Source organism: Mesorhizobium sp. B2-5-13, from assembly GCF_006440535.1.
Lineage (GTDB): Bacteria > Pseudomonadota > Alphaproteobacteria > Rhizobiales > Rhizobiaceae > Mesorhizobium > Mesorhizobium salmacidum.
In genome coordinates this window covers 30,418-45,330 of sequence record NZ_VFUI01000006.1, presented here as the reverse complement: position 1 = coordinate 45,330, position 14,913 = coordinate 30,418, and the positions used below count along the sequence as shown (strand labels likewise).

14 protein-coding genes and 1 riboswitch are annotated in these 14,913 nt (G+C 65.2%); of the genes, 6 read left to right on the top strand and 8 right to left on the bottom strand.

The genetic code is table 11. The features are described 5' to 3' along the window. Position 1: 1 nt before the first annotated feature. Positions 2–769: a cobalt-precorrin-6A reductase gene (locus tag FJ434_RS12325; protein WP_140747269.1), complete on the top strand. Its 768-nt coding sequence runs from the start codon at positions 2–4 to the stop codon at positions 767–769. Here the strand turns inward: FJ434_RS12325 and FJ434_RS12320 are convergent. From FJ434_RS12320 to FJ434_RS12285, 8 genes are all read right to left on the bottom strand, one after another. Continuing rightward, entirely contained in the window at positions 733–1,497 is a 765-nt protein-coding gene (locus tag FJ434_RS12320) for a precorrin-3B C(17)-methyltransferase (RefSeq protein ID WP_140747266.1), read from the bottom strand. The genes FJ434_RS12325 and FJ434_RS12320 overlap by 37 nt on opposite strands. Then, a complete protein-coding gene (locus tag FJ434_RS12315; protein WP_140747262.1) occupies positions 1,494–2,252 on the bottom strand; it encodes a precorrin-2 C(20)-methyltransferase in 759 nt (252 codons plus the stop codon). Before FJ434_RS12315 ends, FJ434_RS12320 begins: the two co-directional genes overlap by 4 nt. Further along, positions 2,249–2,881 carry a precorrin-8X methylmutase gene (locus FJ434_RS12310; protein WP_140747259.1) on the bottom strand — a complete coding sequence of 211 codons (633 nt, stop codon included), beginning with the start codon at positions 2,879–2,881 and terminating at the stop codon, positions 2,249–2,251. The genes FJ434_RS12315 and FJ434_RS12310 overlap by 4 nt, the downstream gene beginning before the upstream one ends. A gap of 2 nt (positions 2,882–2,883) precedes the next feature. Further along, entirely contained in the window at positions 2,884–4,221 is a 1,338-nt protein-coding gene (gene cobG / locus FJ434_RS12305) for a precorrin-3B synthase (protein WP_140747256.1), read from the bottom strand. After that, a complete protein-coding gene (gene cobN, locus FJ434_RS12300) occupies positions 4,218–7,595 on the bottom strand; it encodes a cobaltochelatase subunit CobN (protein ID WP_140747253.1) in 3,378 nt (1,125 codons plus the stop codon). Before cobN ends, cobG begins: the two co-directional genes overlap by 4 nt. 18 nt (positions 7,596–7,613) lie before the next feature. Further along, on the bottom strand, positions 7,614–8,651 hold the full coding sequence (cobW, locus tag FJ434_RS12295; protein ID WP_140747249.1) for a cobalamin biosynthesis protein CobW: 1,038 nt from the start codon (positions 8,649–8,651) through the stop codon (positions 7,614–7,616). Then, positions 8,648–9,082 (bottom strand): DUF1636 family protein, encoded by a 435-nt coding sequence (locus FJ434_RS12290; RefSeq protein ID WP_140502558.1) that lies wholly within the window; start codon positions 9,080–9,082, stop codon positions 8,648–8,650. Before FJ434_RS12290 ends, cobW begins: the two co-directional genes overlap by 4 nt. A 37-nt stretch (positions 9,083–9,119) precedes the next feature. Next, positions 9,120–9,327, bottom strand: a riboswitch (cobalamin riboswitch). 29 nt (positions 9,328–9,356) lie between these two features. Then, the gene (locus FJ434_RS12285; RefSeq protein ID WP_140747246.1) at positions 9,357–10,556 is read right to left on the bottom strand and encodes a winged helix-turn-helix domain-containing protein; all 1,200 of its coding nucleotides are present in this window, start codon (positions 10,554–10,556) and stop codon (positions 9,357–9,359) included. Between the two features lie 335 nt (positions 10,557–10,891). On the opposite strand from FJ434_RS12285, the gene FJ434_RS12280 reads away from it, so the two are divergent. From FJ434_RS12280 to FJ434_RS12260, 5 genes are read left to right on the top strand one after another with little or no spacing between them, the layout of a single operon-like run. After that, positions 10,892–11,257 carry an NADH-quinone oxidoreductase subunit A gene (locus FJ434_RS12280; RefSeq protein WP_010910112.1) on the top strand — a complete coding sequence of 122 codons (366 nt, stop codon included), beginning with the start codon at positions 10,892–10,894 and terminating at the stop codon, positions 11,255–11,257. Further along, positions 11,248–11,829 carry an NADH-quinone oxidoreductase subunit B gene (locus tag FJ434_RS12275; RefSeq protein ID WP_027145296.1) on the top strand — a complete coding sequence of 194 codons (582 nt, stop codon included), beginning with the start codon at positions 11,248–11,250 and terminating at the stop codon, positions 11,827–11,829. Before FJ434_RS12280 ends, FJ434_RS12275 begins: the two co-directional genes overlap by 10 nt. Before the next feature lie 4 nt (positions 11,830–11,833). After that, a complete protein-coding gene (locus FJ434_RS12270; protein ID WP_140502561.1) occupies positions 11,834–12,436 on the top strand; it encodes an NADH-quinone oxidoreductase subunit C in 603 nt (200 codons plus the stop codon). After that, positions 12,437–13,627 carry an NADH-quinone oxidoreductase subunit D gene (locus FJ434_RS12265; protein ID WP_027145294.1) on the top strand — a complete coding sequence of 397 codons (1,191 nt, stop codon included), beginning with the start codon at positions 12,437–12,439 and terminating at the stop codon, positions 13,625–13,627. Beyond that, on the top strand, positions 13,628–14,911 hold the full coding sequence (locus tag FJ434_RS12260; RefSeq protein ID WP_140502563.1) for an NADH-quinone oxidoreductase subunit E: 1,284 nt from the start codon (positions 13,628–13,630) through the stop codon (positions 14,909–14,911). It begins immediately after the preceding gene. Positions 14,912–14,913 lie beyond the last annotated feature (2 nt).

Sequence of the window (14,913 nt, the reverse complement as noted above, 5' to 3'; positions counted from 1 at the left end):
GATGACCCACCGCATTCTGATCCTTGGCGGTACCACCGGAGCCCGGCAACTGGCCGGAGAACTGGCGGCGCGCGCCGATTGCTCGGTCACGCTTTCCTTGGCCGGCCGCACGCAAAGCCCGGTCGCGCAGGGTGTGCCCGTGCGAAGCGGAGGATTCGGCGGCGTCGATGGTCTGGCTGCTTATCTCAGCGAGACAGGCACTGGTCTGCTGATCGACGCCACGCACCCCTACGCGGCGCGAATCTCCGCCAATGCAGCGATGGCCGCGCGCAAGACCGGCGTGCCGATCCTCGCCCTGCGGCGCCCGGGGTGGGAGGCCGGCCAAGGCGACCGCTGGCTTGAGGTCAACAGCGTTGCCGAGGCCGCGCGGGCGCTTGGCGATGTACCGCGCCGTGTGTTTCTGGCGCTGGGCCGCCAGGAGGTCGCCGCCTTCGAGGCAGCGCCCCAGCACCATTATCTCATCCGCAGCGTCGATCCGGTCGAGCCGAAGCTGGCGGTTGCCGATGCCGCGTACCTGTTGGCGCGCGGACCGTTTGGCGAGACCGACGAGCGCGTGCTGCTCGAAGAGCATCGGATCGATGTCGTGGTATCGAAGAACAGCGGTGGCGCGGCGACACACGGGAAGATTGCCGCGGCGCGAACGCTCGGCCTCGAGGTGGTCATGGTGCGCAGGCCCGATCTGCCGGACGTGCCTTCGGCTGAAACCGTAGAAGCGCTGGCCGCGATGGTGCCTCATTTTGTGGAGCCCGATGCCGAGCGCGGCGTGTAGACCAGCGCCGGCTTGTCGCCGCGCTTGATGATCCGGGTCTCCGGCGAGCCGATGATGATACAGGTCGCCATGTCGGCCTTTTCTGCGTCGACATCGGCCAGCAGATAGACCTCGATGCGCTCGTCCGGGCGGCCGGCGGCGCGGCCGAAGATCACCGGCGTCGTGCCGGGCAGGATGGCGGTCAGGCATTCGAAGGCGCGGCCAAGTTGCCAGGGACGCGCCTTGCTGATCGGGTTGTAGAGCGCGATGACGAAGCCGGCGCCGGCCGCCGCCAGCAGACGCAGCTCGATTAGATCCCAAGGCTTCAGATTGTCGGATAGCGAAATGGCGCAGAAGTCGTGGCCGAGCGGCGCGCCGATGCGGGCGGCGACCGCCAGCATGGCGGTGACGCCAGGCACGATGATGACGTCGACCGCACGCCATTCGGCCGGACCGGCCTCGATCGCCTCACAGACCGCCGCGGCCATGGCGAAGACGCCGGGATCGCCACCGGATACCACGGCGACGTCGTGGCCCTCGGCTGCCTTGGTCAGGGCCTCCTTGGAGCGGGCGAGTTCCTCACGGTTGTCGGAAGCGACGCGGGTCTGGTCCGGGCGCAGGTCGAGCCGGTCGAGATAGGGCTTGTAGCCATAGAAGAATTTTGCCTCCGCGATAGCGCGGCTGGCTTCCGGCGTGACCTGGTCGGCATTGCCGGGCCCGAGGCCGATGACGGTGAGACGGCCGCTCATGCCTGCGCTCCAGCCACGCCGGGTCGACCGGACCAGCCAGCAACCAGCACGATGGCGAAATAGGGCGCCTTGTCGTCCGGTTTGTCGGCAAGCTTCATCGAGACGCTGCCGGCCATGGTGCCGCGCTCGACGTAGACGGCACGCGTCAGTTTGCCGGTCGCCTCCAGCGCGCGCTTGATCTTGGGCAGGTTGCGGCCGACCTTCATGATGACGGCAGCGTCGGTGTCGGCGAGGCGGCGCGTCAGGTCGAATTCGCTCATCGTGCCAGGCAGCACGGTCAGCACGTCGTCGCCCTGGACGATCGGCACGCCGGTCTGCGACCAGCAGCCGGACATGGCGGTGATGCCGGGAATGACCTCGGTCGGGTAGCGATGTGCAAGGCGCACATGCAGGTGCATGTAGGAGCCGTAGAACAGCGGGTCGCCTTCGGAGAGCACGGCAACCATCTTGCCGGCGTCGAGGTGCTCGGCGACCCTGTCGGCCGACTCCTCGTAGAAACCTGATATCTGCGAGCGGTAATCGTCGTGATCCTTGTCGATCTCGGTGGTCACGGGATAGAGCAGCGGCAGTTCCAGCATGTCGGGCCGGAAGCGCGCCTCGACGATGGCGCGCGCATTGCTGTTGTTGCCGCGTTTGGCGAAATAAGCCACGACATCGGCCTCGGCCAAGGTCCGTGCGGCCTTCAGCGTCAGCAATTCGGGGTCGCCGGGACCGGTGCCGACGCCGACGAGACGGCCTTTGGGGAGCGCGTTCACAGGCCCGGCCTCGCAAGTGAATTGAGCGCTGCGGCGGTCATCGCGCTGCCGCCAAGCCTGCCGCGCACGGTGGCGTACGGTACGCCATAGGAATTTTCGGCCAGGGCATCCTTGGATTCGGCAGCACCGACAAAGCCGACCGGCATGCCGATAATGGCGGCCGGCTTGGGCGCGCCATCGCGCAGCTTTTCCAGCAGGTAGAAGAGTGCGGTCGGCGCATTGCCGATGGCGACGACCGAACCGGCCATACGCTCGCCCCAAAGGTCGATCGCGGCGGCCGAGCGGGTGTTGCCGATCTCCCTGGCGATGTCGTGCGTGCGCGGGTCGCGCAAGGTGCAGATCACCTCATTGCCGGCCGGCAGCCGGGCACGAGTGACGCCATGCGATACCATTTCCGCGTCGCAGAAGATCGGCGCGCCGGCGGCCAGAGCGGTGCGGGCGGCGGCGACGAAATCGGGGGAGAAAACGAAACGACTTACTGCCTCGACCTGGCCGCAGGCATGGATCATGCGGATGGCGACATCGGCCTCGGCTTCGGAGAAGCGCGACAGATCAGCCTCGGCGCGAATAATGGCGAAGGAGCGCTCGTAAATCGCGGTGCCGTCGTGGATATAGTCGTAGGCGGCCATGCTCATTCCTGTTTGTAGGTCTCAGCGATGCCGGCCGGTCCTAGCCTTGTCAGGCAAGCGGCGGCGGTTTCGCCTTGAAATCGTGCGCTGCGGATCATCGCCGCGACGCGGCTGATGCCGCGCGCGGCGTCATAGCCCGGCCTGTAGCCGGCAGGAAGGCCCTTTGCCGTCGCGTTCACGACAAGTCCGGCTCCATTTTCACCGCCGACAATTGTTAGTGCCGCTGGGCCGGGATGTGCGCAGCCCTTGGCGCAGCCGGAAACGTGCAGGGTAAAGTCGAGGATGTCCGCGTTCTCGGCGGCAATCGCCTCGGCGATGTCGCGGGTCGCGATCCGGCCGGACGCGCAGGCCGGCGTGCCCGGGCAGGCCGCGATGCGCGTGCGCGGGTCGGCGGGGGAGGTGACGAAGCCAAGGGTGGCGGCGGTGTCATGAAGGGATTGTTTGGCGTCCGCCGGTTGGCCGAGGAACAGCAGGGCGCGGCCTGGGACGAGGCGGATTTCGGTTGCGCCGAGGGCGAGAGCTTTTTGCGCGAGGCCGATGATTTTGTCCGCCGGCATGCTGCCGTAGGCTAGGCCGATGCCGAGGGCGTGGCCTTTACCCAGGCTGAAATAGCGAATGGGCGAATGAAAGCGCTCTACGGCACCCCCCTCCGGCAGGACAGAGGGGGGCGCCGTAGAGTGCCAGCCTGCAAGAGACTCCAATTGCCGCCTCGACAAATCCCGCGTGTGCGCCTCGCGGCCTTTCTCGGCAACCATCCGCAACGCCGCGACAGCAATGTCGCGCGCCGCATCCTCATCCGCCACAGCGAGTGGCTTGGCGGTCTGCCCATCACCCGCGACGGACACCCGCCACTGGATCCCCACATCGGTCCGCGTTGCAGCGAGCCGCACATCCGCCGTCACCGCATCCAGCGTCAGTTGCCCACCGCCGTCGACGACCACCGCAACCTTCGGCCCCAACCTTATTGCCAGCCCGGCTTCTTCAATGCCCATCCGAATGCGCTCAGCCATCGGCCTCGGATCGGCGATCTCCCGCGGGTCAATGCCGGCCAGCGGGCCGGTCTCGACCGGGACGCCGGTGCGCACCGCGATGCCCAGCGCATCGACCTCCGCTGCCAGCAACGCAGCGCTTTCCATTGTCAGGCCGCGTATCTGCATGCTGCCGCGCGCCGTTACTTCCATGATGCCGTTGCCGTGCCGCAAGGCGGCTTCGGCCAGCTCGATCAAGAGCCTCGGCGATAGGCCTCCGGAGACCGGGTTGAGCCGCACCAGCAGGCCGTCGCCTGTCTGCATCGGCGCCGACAAAGCAGGGCAGGCGCCACGGCGCGAGAAGGCGTTCATGCCGCGACCCCGAGCGCGTTGGCCTCGGCAATCAGCGCGGCGAGATCGTCGTCGATGGAATTGCGCAAGGGATGCCAGAGGCCGCGCCGGCGTGCCGACAGGAAGCGCTCGGCGATGACTTTGGCGGCGGCGGGATTTTCGCGCAGGATGAAGGCGCGAACCTCGGCGTCACCGAGATAGGCATCATGCACGGCCTCGATCAACGCGCCTGAAATGGCATGGGTGGCCTCGGCGAAGCCGACCAGCCGGTCGACCGTCTCGGCGAATTCGGAGGCGCCGCGCGGACCGTGGCGCATCTGCCCTGATATGAAGCGGGCGTTGACGGCACGGGCACGCACCACGCGCGACACCGCTTCGCCAACCGATCGCGGTTTCGGCTTCTGCGGGTCCGTGGTGTCGAGCACGATGACGTCGGCGTTCCTGCCGAGTGTGGCCAAGGCGGCCGAAAAGCCGCCGATGAAGGCGACGTCGGCGGAACCTTCGAGAATGTCGCGGCCGGGGTCGTCGCCGGTGTGGACCAGAAGATCGGCTTCGGCGATGCGGCCTTCAAACGCTCCGGGTGCCGAGACCCCTTCGCCGCCGGCGCCGCCATAGGCATGCGAGGTGGCGTCGAGATAGGCGCGGCCGATTTCTTCGCGCGCCGCCCAGTCGCCGCTGGACAAAATCTCTTCGACGCCGGCGCCGTAAGTGCCGGGCGAGGTGCCGAAGATGCGCGGGCTGACCTTGCCGTCGGCGCGGGTCCTGGCGGCGAGCGGGTTTTCTGATTCGTCCTCATCGCGCGCTGCAACGGCGTTGGCGGCGGCGTCGATCAGTGCGATCTGGGTCGGGAACATGTCGCGGAACAGGCCTGATATGCGCCAGGTGACGTCGACGCGCGGGCGGCCGAGCGTCGCCGGCGGCAACACCTCGATGCCGGTGATGCGGCCGGTCGCGGTATCCCATTGCGGCCGGCAGCCCATCAACGCAAGGCCCTGCGCGATCTCCTCGCCGCCGGTGCGCAGCGAGGCCGAGCCCCAGAGGTCTGTCACCAGGGAGCGCGGCCAATCGCCATGCGATTGCATGTAGGCGCGCACCACTTCTTCCGCCGCCGCCTTGCCGAGATGATAGGCGGTCGGGGTCGGCATGGTGCGGGGGTCCGATGTGAACAGGTTGCGGCCGGTGGGCAAGACATCGGAGCGCCCGCGCGCGGGCGCGCCGGCCGGGCCCGCCTTGACGTGACGGCCATCCAGCGCGGCGAGCAGCGCGGCCTTCTCGGCTTCCGCGCTTTGCCGGCGCATGGGATCGGGCTCGTCGTCTGGGGCGCGACCATAGATATGCAGCCCGTCCTTGATGGCAAAATCCTTGAGATCGCAGAGCCAGGCGTCGATGCGGCGCAGCGCTTCGTCGGGCGCATCGGTTTTGGCGACGCCGGCCTCGGAGGCGAGGCCGGTCTTTTGCGCGGTTTCGACGATCAGTTTCGCCAGCCGGTCACGACGACGGCGGTCGAGGCCGTCGGCCTGGGCATATTCGTCGACCAGCCGTTCGAGCTTGTGCTGGTCCTCGTCCAGTCCGGCGCCTGTCAGCGGCGGCGGCAGATGACCAAGCGTGACCGCGGCAATGCGCCGTTTGGCCTGTGCCGCTTCGCCGGGGTTGGAGACGATGAAGGGATAGATGACGGGCAGGGAGCCGGTGACGATCTCGGGGAAGCAGGCTTGCGAAAGCGCGACGGTCTTGCCGGGCAGCCATTCCAGGGTGCCGTGGGCACCGACATGGATGAGAGCGTGGACGCCGAGCGATTCGCGCAGCCACAGGCCGAACGCGATCAAAGCGTGGCGCGGAGGCAGCGTCGGATCGTGGTAGTCGGCGCGGCGGTCCGCGGAACGGCCACGGTCAGGGGCGAGTGCGACGGTGATGTTGCCGAAATGCGCGGCGCGGAAGGCGAAGTGTTTTTTGCCTGATAGCGAAGGTCTTCGCGCCTCGCGAAGGCCTGTCTCATCATCCGCTCTGCCCCAAGCAGCCTCTACCGCAGCAATTGCCGTTGCCAGCAACTCTGTCGAAAAGGAGTGATAGTCGTCCAGCCTCAGCCCACCGTCGCCGCGCTCCAGCAAATCCAGCAATTCACGCGGCGTTTGCGGTATCGCGTCAACGGCATAGCCCTGTTCGCTCAAGTCCCGCAGCATGGCGATCACGCTGGACGGCACATCCAGTCCGACCGCATAGCCGGTGCGGCCGGGAGCACTGGGATAATCGGGAATGAGGATCGCAAGCTTGCGTTCGGCGCGCGGGGTCTGCTGCAAACGGATGAAGGCCGCTACGCGGCTAGCCACTTGCTCAACACGATCCAGTTCCGGCCGGTTGGCCAAGGCGCGGTGGCCCAGCGCCGGGTCGACATCGCTCTCGCCCTTGAAAGAGATGGCACCGGCAAGGATGCGGCCGTCGAGTTCGGGCAGCACGACATGCATGGCAAGGTCGGCGGGCGCCAGTCCGCGCTGATTGTTTTCCCACACGTCGCGGCGCGTGGTGGCGACGATGGCCTGGAAGACAGGCACGCCGGCGCGGTCGAACAGGGTTTCCACGCCGGGCTCGGCGCCAGAAGCGAAAGCGGTCGCGGTGATGATGGCGGCGGGTTTCAGCGATGCGATGGTATTTTCGACGAACGCCAGGGACACCGGATCCTTGAGACTGGAAACGAAGATCGGGACCGGTGCCAGTCCCTGGGAGTGTAAAGCCTCGGCCAGCGCATCGATCGGGGCGACATCGGCTGCAAGCAGCATCGATCGGTAGAAGAGAATCGGGATGATGGGAGTGCTGGCATTTGAAAGGTCCGGCTGTTCTGCGACCCCCAATCCAGATTGATAATAACCAGCTTTCGGCACGCTGACCGGACTGGCGACGGGCATATCTTGTCCAGCCAGGCCTGCCAGCCTGTGCACCAGGGCGCTCATATTGGCCGGGCCGCCCTCGCGGAAATAGCCGAGCAGGCCGTCGAGTTCGGCGCGCGGCAGCGTCGAGGCTTCGATCAGCCTGAGATCCTCGTCATGGCTTTCACCCGGAAGCAGCGCCAGTCTTATGTCGCGCTCGCGGGCGATTGCCGCGAGCTGGTCGCAGCCATAGCGCCACCAGTCGTAGCCGCCGAGGATGCGCACCATGATGACCTTGGCATGGCGGGCGACGCTGTCGATCCAGAGATCGACGGACATGGGATGGCGCAGGTCGCGCAGTGCGGCGAGCCGCATCGACGGCAGGCGATCGGCGTCGGCCTTCCATGCCGCCGCCAGTCCGGCGAGATCGCTGTCGGTGAAGGATAAGGCCACGATATCCGCCGGCGCCTGCCGGAGATCGACAGGCTCGGCGAGGTCGTCGAGCGAGGCGGAGGTCGTGGTGAGGATGTGCATCGCGGCCCGTGCCTGAAATCAGCCGGCGAGGATACGTTCGATCGCCGGACGGTTCAGCCCCTTGAGGCCGATGACGACGAGGCGCGAGCGGCGGTCGTCCCCGGCGGTCCAGGCCCGGTCGTAGTAATGATTGACGCGCGGGCCGACGGCCTGCAGCAGGAGCCGCATCGGCTTGCCACCGACCTCGACGAAGCCTTTCACCCGCAGCACGTTTTCCTGTTCGGCGGCGGCGGCGACGCGTTTTGCCAGTTCGTCGGGATTGGCGATCGAGGGGATGTCGACGATGAACGTGTCGAAGTCGTCATGCTCGTGGTCGAACGCGCCGTCATGATGGGATTTTCGGTTCTCGATGTCGTCCTCGACGGCGAGACCGAGCCCGAGCAGTACGGAGGGATCGACCTTGCCATAAGACGTCGGCACGATCTTCACTGCGCGGGCGGAGTGTTCGCCAATGATGGCATGGGCGCGGGCTGAGCCCTCGGCGTCCATCAGGTCGCTCTTCGACAGGATGATCAGATCGGCGCAGGCGATCTGATCCTCGAACACCTCCTCGACAGGATCATCATGGTCGAGGCTTTCATCCCCGGCGCGCTGCGCCTGCAGGGCGTCCATGTCGTTGGCGACGCGGCCTTCGGCAAGTGCGGGACCGTCGACCACGGCGATGACGCCGTCGACGGTCACCCGGCTCTTCACTGTCGGCCACTGGAAAGCCTGGACCAGCGGCTTGGGCAAAGCGAGGCCCGAGGTTTCGATCAGGATATGGTCGACCTTCGGCGTCAGCGACAGGATCTGGTCGAGCGCCGGCACGAAATCGTCGGCGACGGTGCAGCAGATGCAGCCATTGGCCAACTCGACGATGTTTTCCTCTGGGCAGGTGTCGATGCTACAGCCTTTCAGGATTTCGCCGTCGATGCCGATGTCACCAAATTCGTTGACAATGATCGCGATACGCTTGCCGCCGGCGTTTTCCAGGAGATGGCGGACCAGGGTCGTCTTGCCGGCGCCGAGGAAGCCGGTGACGACGGTGCAGGGAACGCGGGAAACGGATGCGGTCATATCAAGTCTTTCAGCATGTCGAGGGGAGGGATGCGGGCCACGAGGCCGCGCTTGAGGCTATCGGGCCGGCCCCGCCAGGGAATGAGGCCGTCGCTGGAGGTGGCGAAGAGTTTCGCGCCAGTGACGAGATCGGCGCCGCTAGTCGTGGTCAGATCGCCGAATACATAGCTCCAGCAGCCGTCACGCAGGATCGCGGCGCTCAGTCGACGTTTGCAATTGCCGAGGCATTCGACGGTGCGGATGCGGATGTTGTCGCCCGAGGCGGCTTGGCGCGTATCTTCGGCCAAAAGTTCGCCGGCCCGGGGACGGGCGTCGGAGCCGCTCTCGTCGCGACAGGAGGCGCAGACGATGACAGTGATGCCGGCCAGGGAATCATCCTCGCCGGACGAAATGTCCATTGTTTCAGCCGAAAAACTGCTGTCGCGATCCAAATCAGGCTCCTTGCCCGGAAAACCCGCCGGGCGATCGGATACTTGCATTCCAGACGGCAGGTCTCCTGGCTCGCGGGTCATCGCCTTGGGTAGCCGCCTTCCCGGGACAATCCCAGTGGCTTTCGGCCTTGGCTCTTCGCTCACAGTTGCGGGGACAGCCGCGGATTTGGGATTTTCAATCCCGCACCGCATTCCCTCTTGGCTCCTCCCTTTGCCGAGAGGAGACCGTCTGGATCCGATTTAGGCTCTTGCGGGCAGCGGTGTCAACGCGAGCTTACGACACCGCGATGTCGGACAGCGCCGGGCCCAGGTCGCCGGCAGGCGTCACTTCGATGCGTTCGAGGCCAAGCCAGCCCTGCATCTGCTTCAATTCCTCGAAGAGCTGAGCGGCGGTATCGGGCGGTGCGCCGGGCTCGGCGTAAGCAGCATGGGCACGCAGGACACTTGCCGGCCGGTCTGCCTTGAGGTCGACGCGCGCCACGATCCTGTCGCCGAGCAGGAAGGGCAGGACATAATAGCCGTATTGGCGCTTGTCGGCCGGCGTGTAGATCTCGATCCGGTAGTGAAAACTGAACAGCCGCTCTGAGCGCGAGCGCTCGAAGACAACGGGATCGAACGGCGCCAGCAGGGCGCGGGCCTCGATCTTGCGTGGCAATCGCGCGTCCCTATAGAGGTAAGCCGGCTTGTCCCAGCCCTCGACGCGGACCGGCAGCAACTCGCCGAGTTCGACCAGTTCCTCCAGCCGGCCTTTCATGTCGGCGGGGGAGAGTCGAAAATAGTCGCGCAGGTCGCCTGATGTCGCGATGCCGTGGGCGCGGGCGGAGATGCGCAGCAATTCACGATGCGCGTCCTCGGCGGCCGGTACTGGCAGGTCGAGAATCGCCTGCGGCAGCACGCGCTCCGGCACGTCGTAGAGGCGCTCGAAGCCGCGCCGGTGCGCCGTGGTGATGCGCCCGGCCCAGAACAGCCATTCGAAGGCATGCTTGGCGTGGCTCCAGCCCCACCAGCCGCCGGAGCCTTTCTGGCCCTCCAGCGCGGAAGCGGCGACCGGGCCGCGCTGGACGACCTCGCGGTAGATCTCTTCTATGTAGGCGGCGTGCTCGCGGCCCCATTTGGCCAGCCCCAGATACATTTCATCGCCTTGCTCGGCGCGCTGCATGCGCCAGCGCATCAGCGGGTAGGTCTCGACCGGCAGGAACGAGGCCTCATGCGCCCAGTATTCGAAGACCGTGCGCTTGCGGGTCACGGCGGCGTTGTCGAGCAAAGCGAGGGGATAGGGGCCAAGACGCGAATAGAGCGGCATGTAATGGGCACGAACCACCGCACTGACGGAATCGATCTGCAGCAGGCCGGTGCGGGACAGAACGCGGGCGAAGTGGCGGCGGTCGGGCGTACCGGCGGGGCGGGGATCGAGAAACCCTTGAGCGGCGAGCGCGATGCGCCGGGCGGCGGCAAGCGAGATCTTTTCCTTCATGCGGATGCGTCCCTGATGGACCTGTCTGGCGTCGTTGCGAGGCGTGATTCCAGCCCATGCTAGCAGGGTTTTGGCGGCAACCCTGTCAGGAGAGAAAAGTGGAGTAAATGGCGAAGGAAATCAAACAGGAGCGTATGGGACCAGTTTCTCCCGGATTGCCGTCCAGCTCGGTGTTTTGAACAAGGTTTGACTTGCTTCACTGGAAGTGCTGCGCTAACCCTCGCCGCGTTGCAGCATAGGCTCCTTAAAACGGTTCAGCGGTTAAACTGTCACGCTTCCGCATTAAGGTCCGGTGCTGTAATCAACGTGGATTGGCGCCAACGGAAAGCCGCTGCATGAACGCACTCCTCAGTTCGTACCTGCCCATCGTCCTGTTTATCGGCGTGGCGCTGGTGGTCGGTCTGGCGCTGCTGGCTGCGCCCTTCCTGGTAGCCTACCGCAACCCGGACCCCGAGAAGCTGTCCGCCTATGAATGCGGATTCAACTCGTTCGACGATGCCCGCATGAAATTCGACATCCGCTTCTATCTGGTGTCGATCCTGTTCATCATCTTCGACCTGGAAGTAGCCTTCCTCTTCCCCTGGGCGGTGTCCTTCTCGAAGATTGGCATGCTCGGTTTCTGGTCAATGATGGTGTTTTTGGCAGTGCTGACCATCGGCTTTGCCTATGAATGGAAAAAAGGAGCGCTGGAATGGGATTGAACGACAGTTCAGGCACCCTCGTCGCGCCGAAGCCCAAGGGTATCATTGATCCCAACACCGGCAAGCCGGTGGGGGAGGACGATCCCTTCTTCCTCGAAATCAACAACGAGCTTGCCGACAAGGGTTTTCTGGTCACCTCGACCGAGGCGCTGATCACCTGGGCGCGCAGCGGTTCGCTGATGTTCATGACCTTCGGTCTGGCGTGCTGCGCGGTCGAAATGATCCACACCTCGATGCCGCGCTACGATTCGGAGCGCTTCGGTGTCGCGCCGCGCGCGTCTCCGCGCCAGTCCGACATCATGATCGTGGCTGGCACGCTGACCAACAAGATGGCGCCGGCGCTGCGCAAGGTCTACGACCAGATGCCGGAGCCTCGCTACGTCATCTCGATGGGCTCCTGCGCCAATGGCGGCGGCTACTACCACTATTCCTATTCGGTGGTGCGTGGCTGCGACCGGGTCGTGCCGGTCGACATCTATGTGCCCGGCTGCCCGCCGAGCGCCGAAGCCCTGCTCTACGGCATTCTTCTGCTGCAGAAGAAAATCCGCCGCACCGGCACGATCGAACGGTAAATCCATGGCCGCATCCCTTACCGAACTGTCGACCTATCTCGGCGAGAAGCTGATCGGCCGCGTCAATGACGCGGTGCTCGCCTATGGCGAGCTCTCCATCAATGTCGAGCCGCGCGACCTGGTCGAAGTGATGACCTTCCTGCGCGACGATGCGCGCTGCCAGTTCATCTCGATCATCGATGTCTGCGGCGCCGACTATCCGTCGCGGGCCAAGCGCTTCGACGTCGTCTACCATCTGCTGTCGCCGAAACAGAATGTCCGCATCCGGGTCAAGGTGCAGGCCGACGAAGAGACGATGGTGCCGTCGATCACCGGCGTTTATCCAGGCGCCGACTGGTTCGAGCGCGAGACCTACGATCTCTATGGCGTGCTGTTCTCGGGCCACCCGGACCTGCGCCGCCTGCTGACCGATTACGGGTTCGAAGGCCATCCGCTGCGCAAGGATTTCCCGCTGACCGGTTTCGTCGAAGTGCGCTACGACGACGAGGCCAAGCGCGTGATCTATGAGCCTGTGGAACTGAAGCAGGAATTCCGCAATTTCGATTTTCTTTCCCCTTGGGAAGGCACCGACTATGTGCTGCCCGGGGATGAGAAGGCAAAGCAGTAAATGGCCGAAACCTCCGTCCGCAATTTCAACATCAATTTCGGCCCTCAACACCCTGCGGCGCATGGCGTTTTGAGGTTGGTCCTCGAACTCGACGGCGAAGTCGTCGATCGCGTCGATCCGCATATCGGCCTGCTGCATCGTGGTACGGAAAAGCTGATCGAGGCCAAGACCTATCTGCAGGCGGTGCCTTATCTCGACCGGCTCGACTATTGCGCCCCGATGAACCAGGAGCATGCCTTCGCGCTCGCCGCCGAGCGCCTGCTCGGCATCGAGGTGCCGAGGCGCGGCCAACTGATCCGCGTGCTCTATTGCGAAATCGGCCGCATCATGTCGCACATCCTCAATGTGACGACGCAGGCGATGGACGTCGGCGCGCTGACGCCGCCGCTGTGGGGTTTCGTCGAGCGCGAAAAGCTGATGGTGTTTTATGAGCGGGCCTCCGGCTCGCGCATGCATGCGGCCTATTTCCGTCCCGGCGGCGTCCACCAGGACCTGCCGCGCCAACTGGTCGAGGACATCGGCAAATGGATCGACCCGTTCCTGAAATCGCTCGATGACCTCGACAAGCTGCTCACCGGCAACCGCATCTTCAAGCAGCGTAATGTCGATATCGGCATCGTTTCGCTGGCCGACGCCTGGGCTTGGGGCTTTTCGGGCGTCATGGTGCGCGGCTCGGGTTCGCCTTGGGACCTGCGCAAGTCGCAGCCCTATGAATGCTATTCGGAAATGGATTTCGACATCCCGATCGGCAAGAACGGCGACTGCTTCGACCGTTATCTCCTGCGCATGGAAGAAATGCGCCAGTCGGCGCGGATCATGCGCCAATGCGTCGACCTGCTGCTCGGCAAGGAGAGCACCGGTCCGGTGTCGAACCTCGACGGCAAGGTGGTGCCGCCCAAGCGCGCCGCGATGAAGCGTTCGATGGAAGCGCTCATCCATCACTTCAAGCTCTACACCGAAGGCTATCGCGTGCCGGCCGGCGAGGTCTATGCGGCGGTCGAGGCGCCGAAGGGGGAGTTCGGCGTCTATCTGGTCTCCGACGGCACCAACAAGCCCTACCGCTGCAAGCTGCGCGCACCTGGTTTCGCGCATCTGCAAGCCATGGATTTCCTCTGCCGCGGCCACCTGCTGGCCGACGTCACCGCCGTTCTTGGCTCCCTCGACATCGTGTTTGGTGAGGTCGATCGCTAAATGTCAGTCCGCCGTCTCGCAGAAGCCAGCGTCCAGCCAGCCTCCTTCGCCTTCAACCGGGCGAACGCGGCGGCTGCCAAGCAATGGATCAAGAAATACCCCAAGGGCCGCGAGCAGTCGGCGATCATTCCGCTTTTGATGCTGGCGCAGGAGCAGGAAGGCTGGGTCACCAAGGCGGCGATCGAGACCATCTCCGACATGCTCGACATGCCCCGTATTCGCGGGCTCGAGGTCGCGACCTTCTACACGCAGTATCAGTTGAATCCCGTCGGCACACGCGCGCACATCCAGGTTTGCGGCACCACGCCGTGCATGCTGCGCGGCTCGGAAGCGCTGATGGATGTGTGCCGTTCGAAAATCCATCACGAGCAGTTCCATACCAACGACAAGGGCACCTTGTCGTGGGAGGAGGTGGAGTGTCTCGGCGCCTGCGTCAACGCGCCGATGGTCATGGTGTTCAAGGACACGTTCGAGGATCTGACGCCGGAACGGCTGGCCGAAATCATCGATCTCTACGATGCCGGCAAGGGGGCCTCGGTGGCGCCCGGACCGCAGAATGGCCGTACAGGCTCGGAGCCGGCCTCCGGTTTGACGACGCTCAAGAGCGAAAAGGCTATCCTCAAGTCGACCCGCGATCGGGAGGCCCGGGAAGCAGCTAAGGCTGCCAAGGCAGCACCCGGCGCGATCATCGCGGCGCCGGTGCCGCCACCGGCGGCTGGTGCCCCTGTCGCGCCGTCCAATGCCAGCAAGCCGAAGACCGACGCGCCTGAGACCAGCCCGGTGTTGAAGACGCCTTCAAAGGCCAAGGTGGCGCCGGCGACGGAGAAGGCGGCGAGCGTTTCTGCGCCGCTGCATTCGGCCGCCAATGCCAACAAGGCGGCGCCGGAAGTGGAGAAGGTCTCCAAGCAGCGCAGTGGACCGACGGTCAGGGCCGAACCGGCATCGGCCTTCAAGGCGCCGGAAGCCAAGGTGCCAGTCGCAAAGCCGGCAAAACCATCGCTGGAGGACAAGAACCGTCCGGCCGGTATCGACAGGCCGGCCGCGGTCGACGATCTCAAGCTGATCTCCGGGGTCGGTCCGAAGATCGAGGGTATCCTGCACACGCTGGGCATCTTCACCTTCGCGCAGGTCGCGTCGTGGAAGAAGGCCGAACGAGAGTGGGTCGACGGCTATCTCTCCTTCCAGGGCCGCATCGACCGCGACGACTGGGTCCGCCAAGCCAAGGCGCTCGCGAAGGGCGGCGTCGCCGAATACATCCGCGTCTTCGGCAAGAAGCCGGTCTGAGG

What these genes read in the sequence shown, in the direction of transcription:
- FJ434_RS12280 (WP_010910112.1), top strand. Translation starts at nt 10,892, where the DNA reads ATGAACGCACTCCTCAGTTCGTACCTGCCCATCGTCCTGTTTATCGGC.
- FJ434_RS12325 (WP_140747269.1), top strand. Translation starts at nt 2, where the DNA reads ATGACCCACCGCATTCTGATCCTTGGCGGTACCACCGGAGCCCGGCAA.
- FJ434_RS12265 (WP_027145294.1), top strand. Translation starts at nt 12,437, where the DNA reads ATGGCCGAAACCTCCGTCCGCAATTTCAACATCAATTTCGGCCCTCAA.
- FJ434_RS12275 (WP_027145296.1), top strand. Translation starts at nt 11,248, where the DNA reads ATGGGATTGAACGACAGTTCAGGCACCCTCGTCGCGCCGAAGCCCAAG.
- cobN (WP_140747253.1), bottom strand. Translation starts at nt 7,595, where the DNA reads ATGCACATCCTCACCACGACCTCCGCCTCGCTCGACGACCTCGCCGAG.
- FJ434_RS12320 (WP_140747266.1), bottom strand. Translation starts at nt 1,497, where the DNA reads ATGAGCGGCCGTCTCACCGTCATCGGCCTCGGGCCCGGCAATGCCGAC.
- FJ434_RS12260 (WP_140502563.1), top strand. Translation starts at nt 13,628, where the DNA reads ATGTCAGTCCGCCGTCTCGCAGAAGCCAGCGTCCAGCCAGCCTCCTTC.
- FJ434_RS12285 (WP_140747246.1), bottom strand. Translation starts at nt 10,556, where the DNA reads ATGAAGGAAAAGATCTCGCTTGCCGCCGCCCGGCGCATCGCGCTCGCC.
- FJ434_RS12310 (WP_140747259.1), bottom strand. Translation starts at nt 2,881, where the DNA reads ATGGCCGCCTACGACTATATCCACGACGGCACCGCGATTTACGAGCGC.
- cobW (WP_140747249.1), bottom strand. Translation starts at nt 8,651, where the DNA reads ATGACCGCATCCGTTTCCCGCGTTCCCTGCACCGTCGTCACCGGCTTC.
- FJ434_RS12270 (WP_140502561.1), top strand. Translation starts at nt 11,834, where the DNA reads ATGGCCGCATCCCTTACCGAACTGTCGACCTATCTCGGCGAGAAGCTG.
- cobG (WP_140747256.1), bottom strand. Translation starts at nt 4,221, where the DNA reads ATGAACGCCTTCTCGCGCCGTGGCGCCTGCCCTGCTTTGTCGGCGCCG.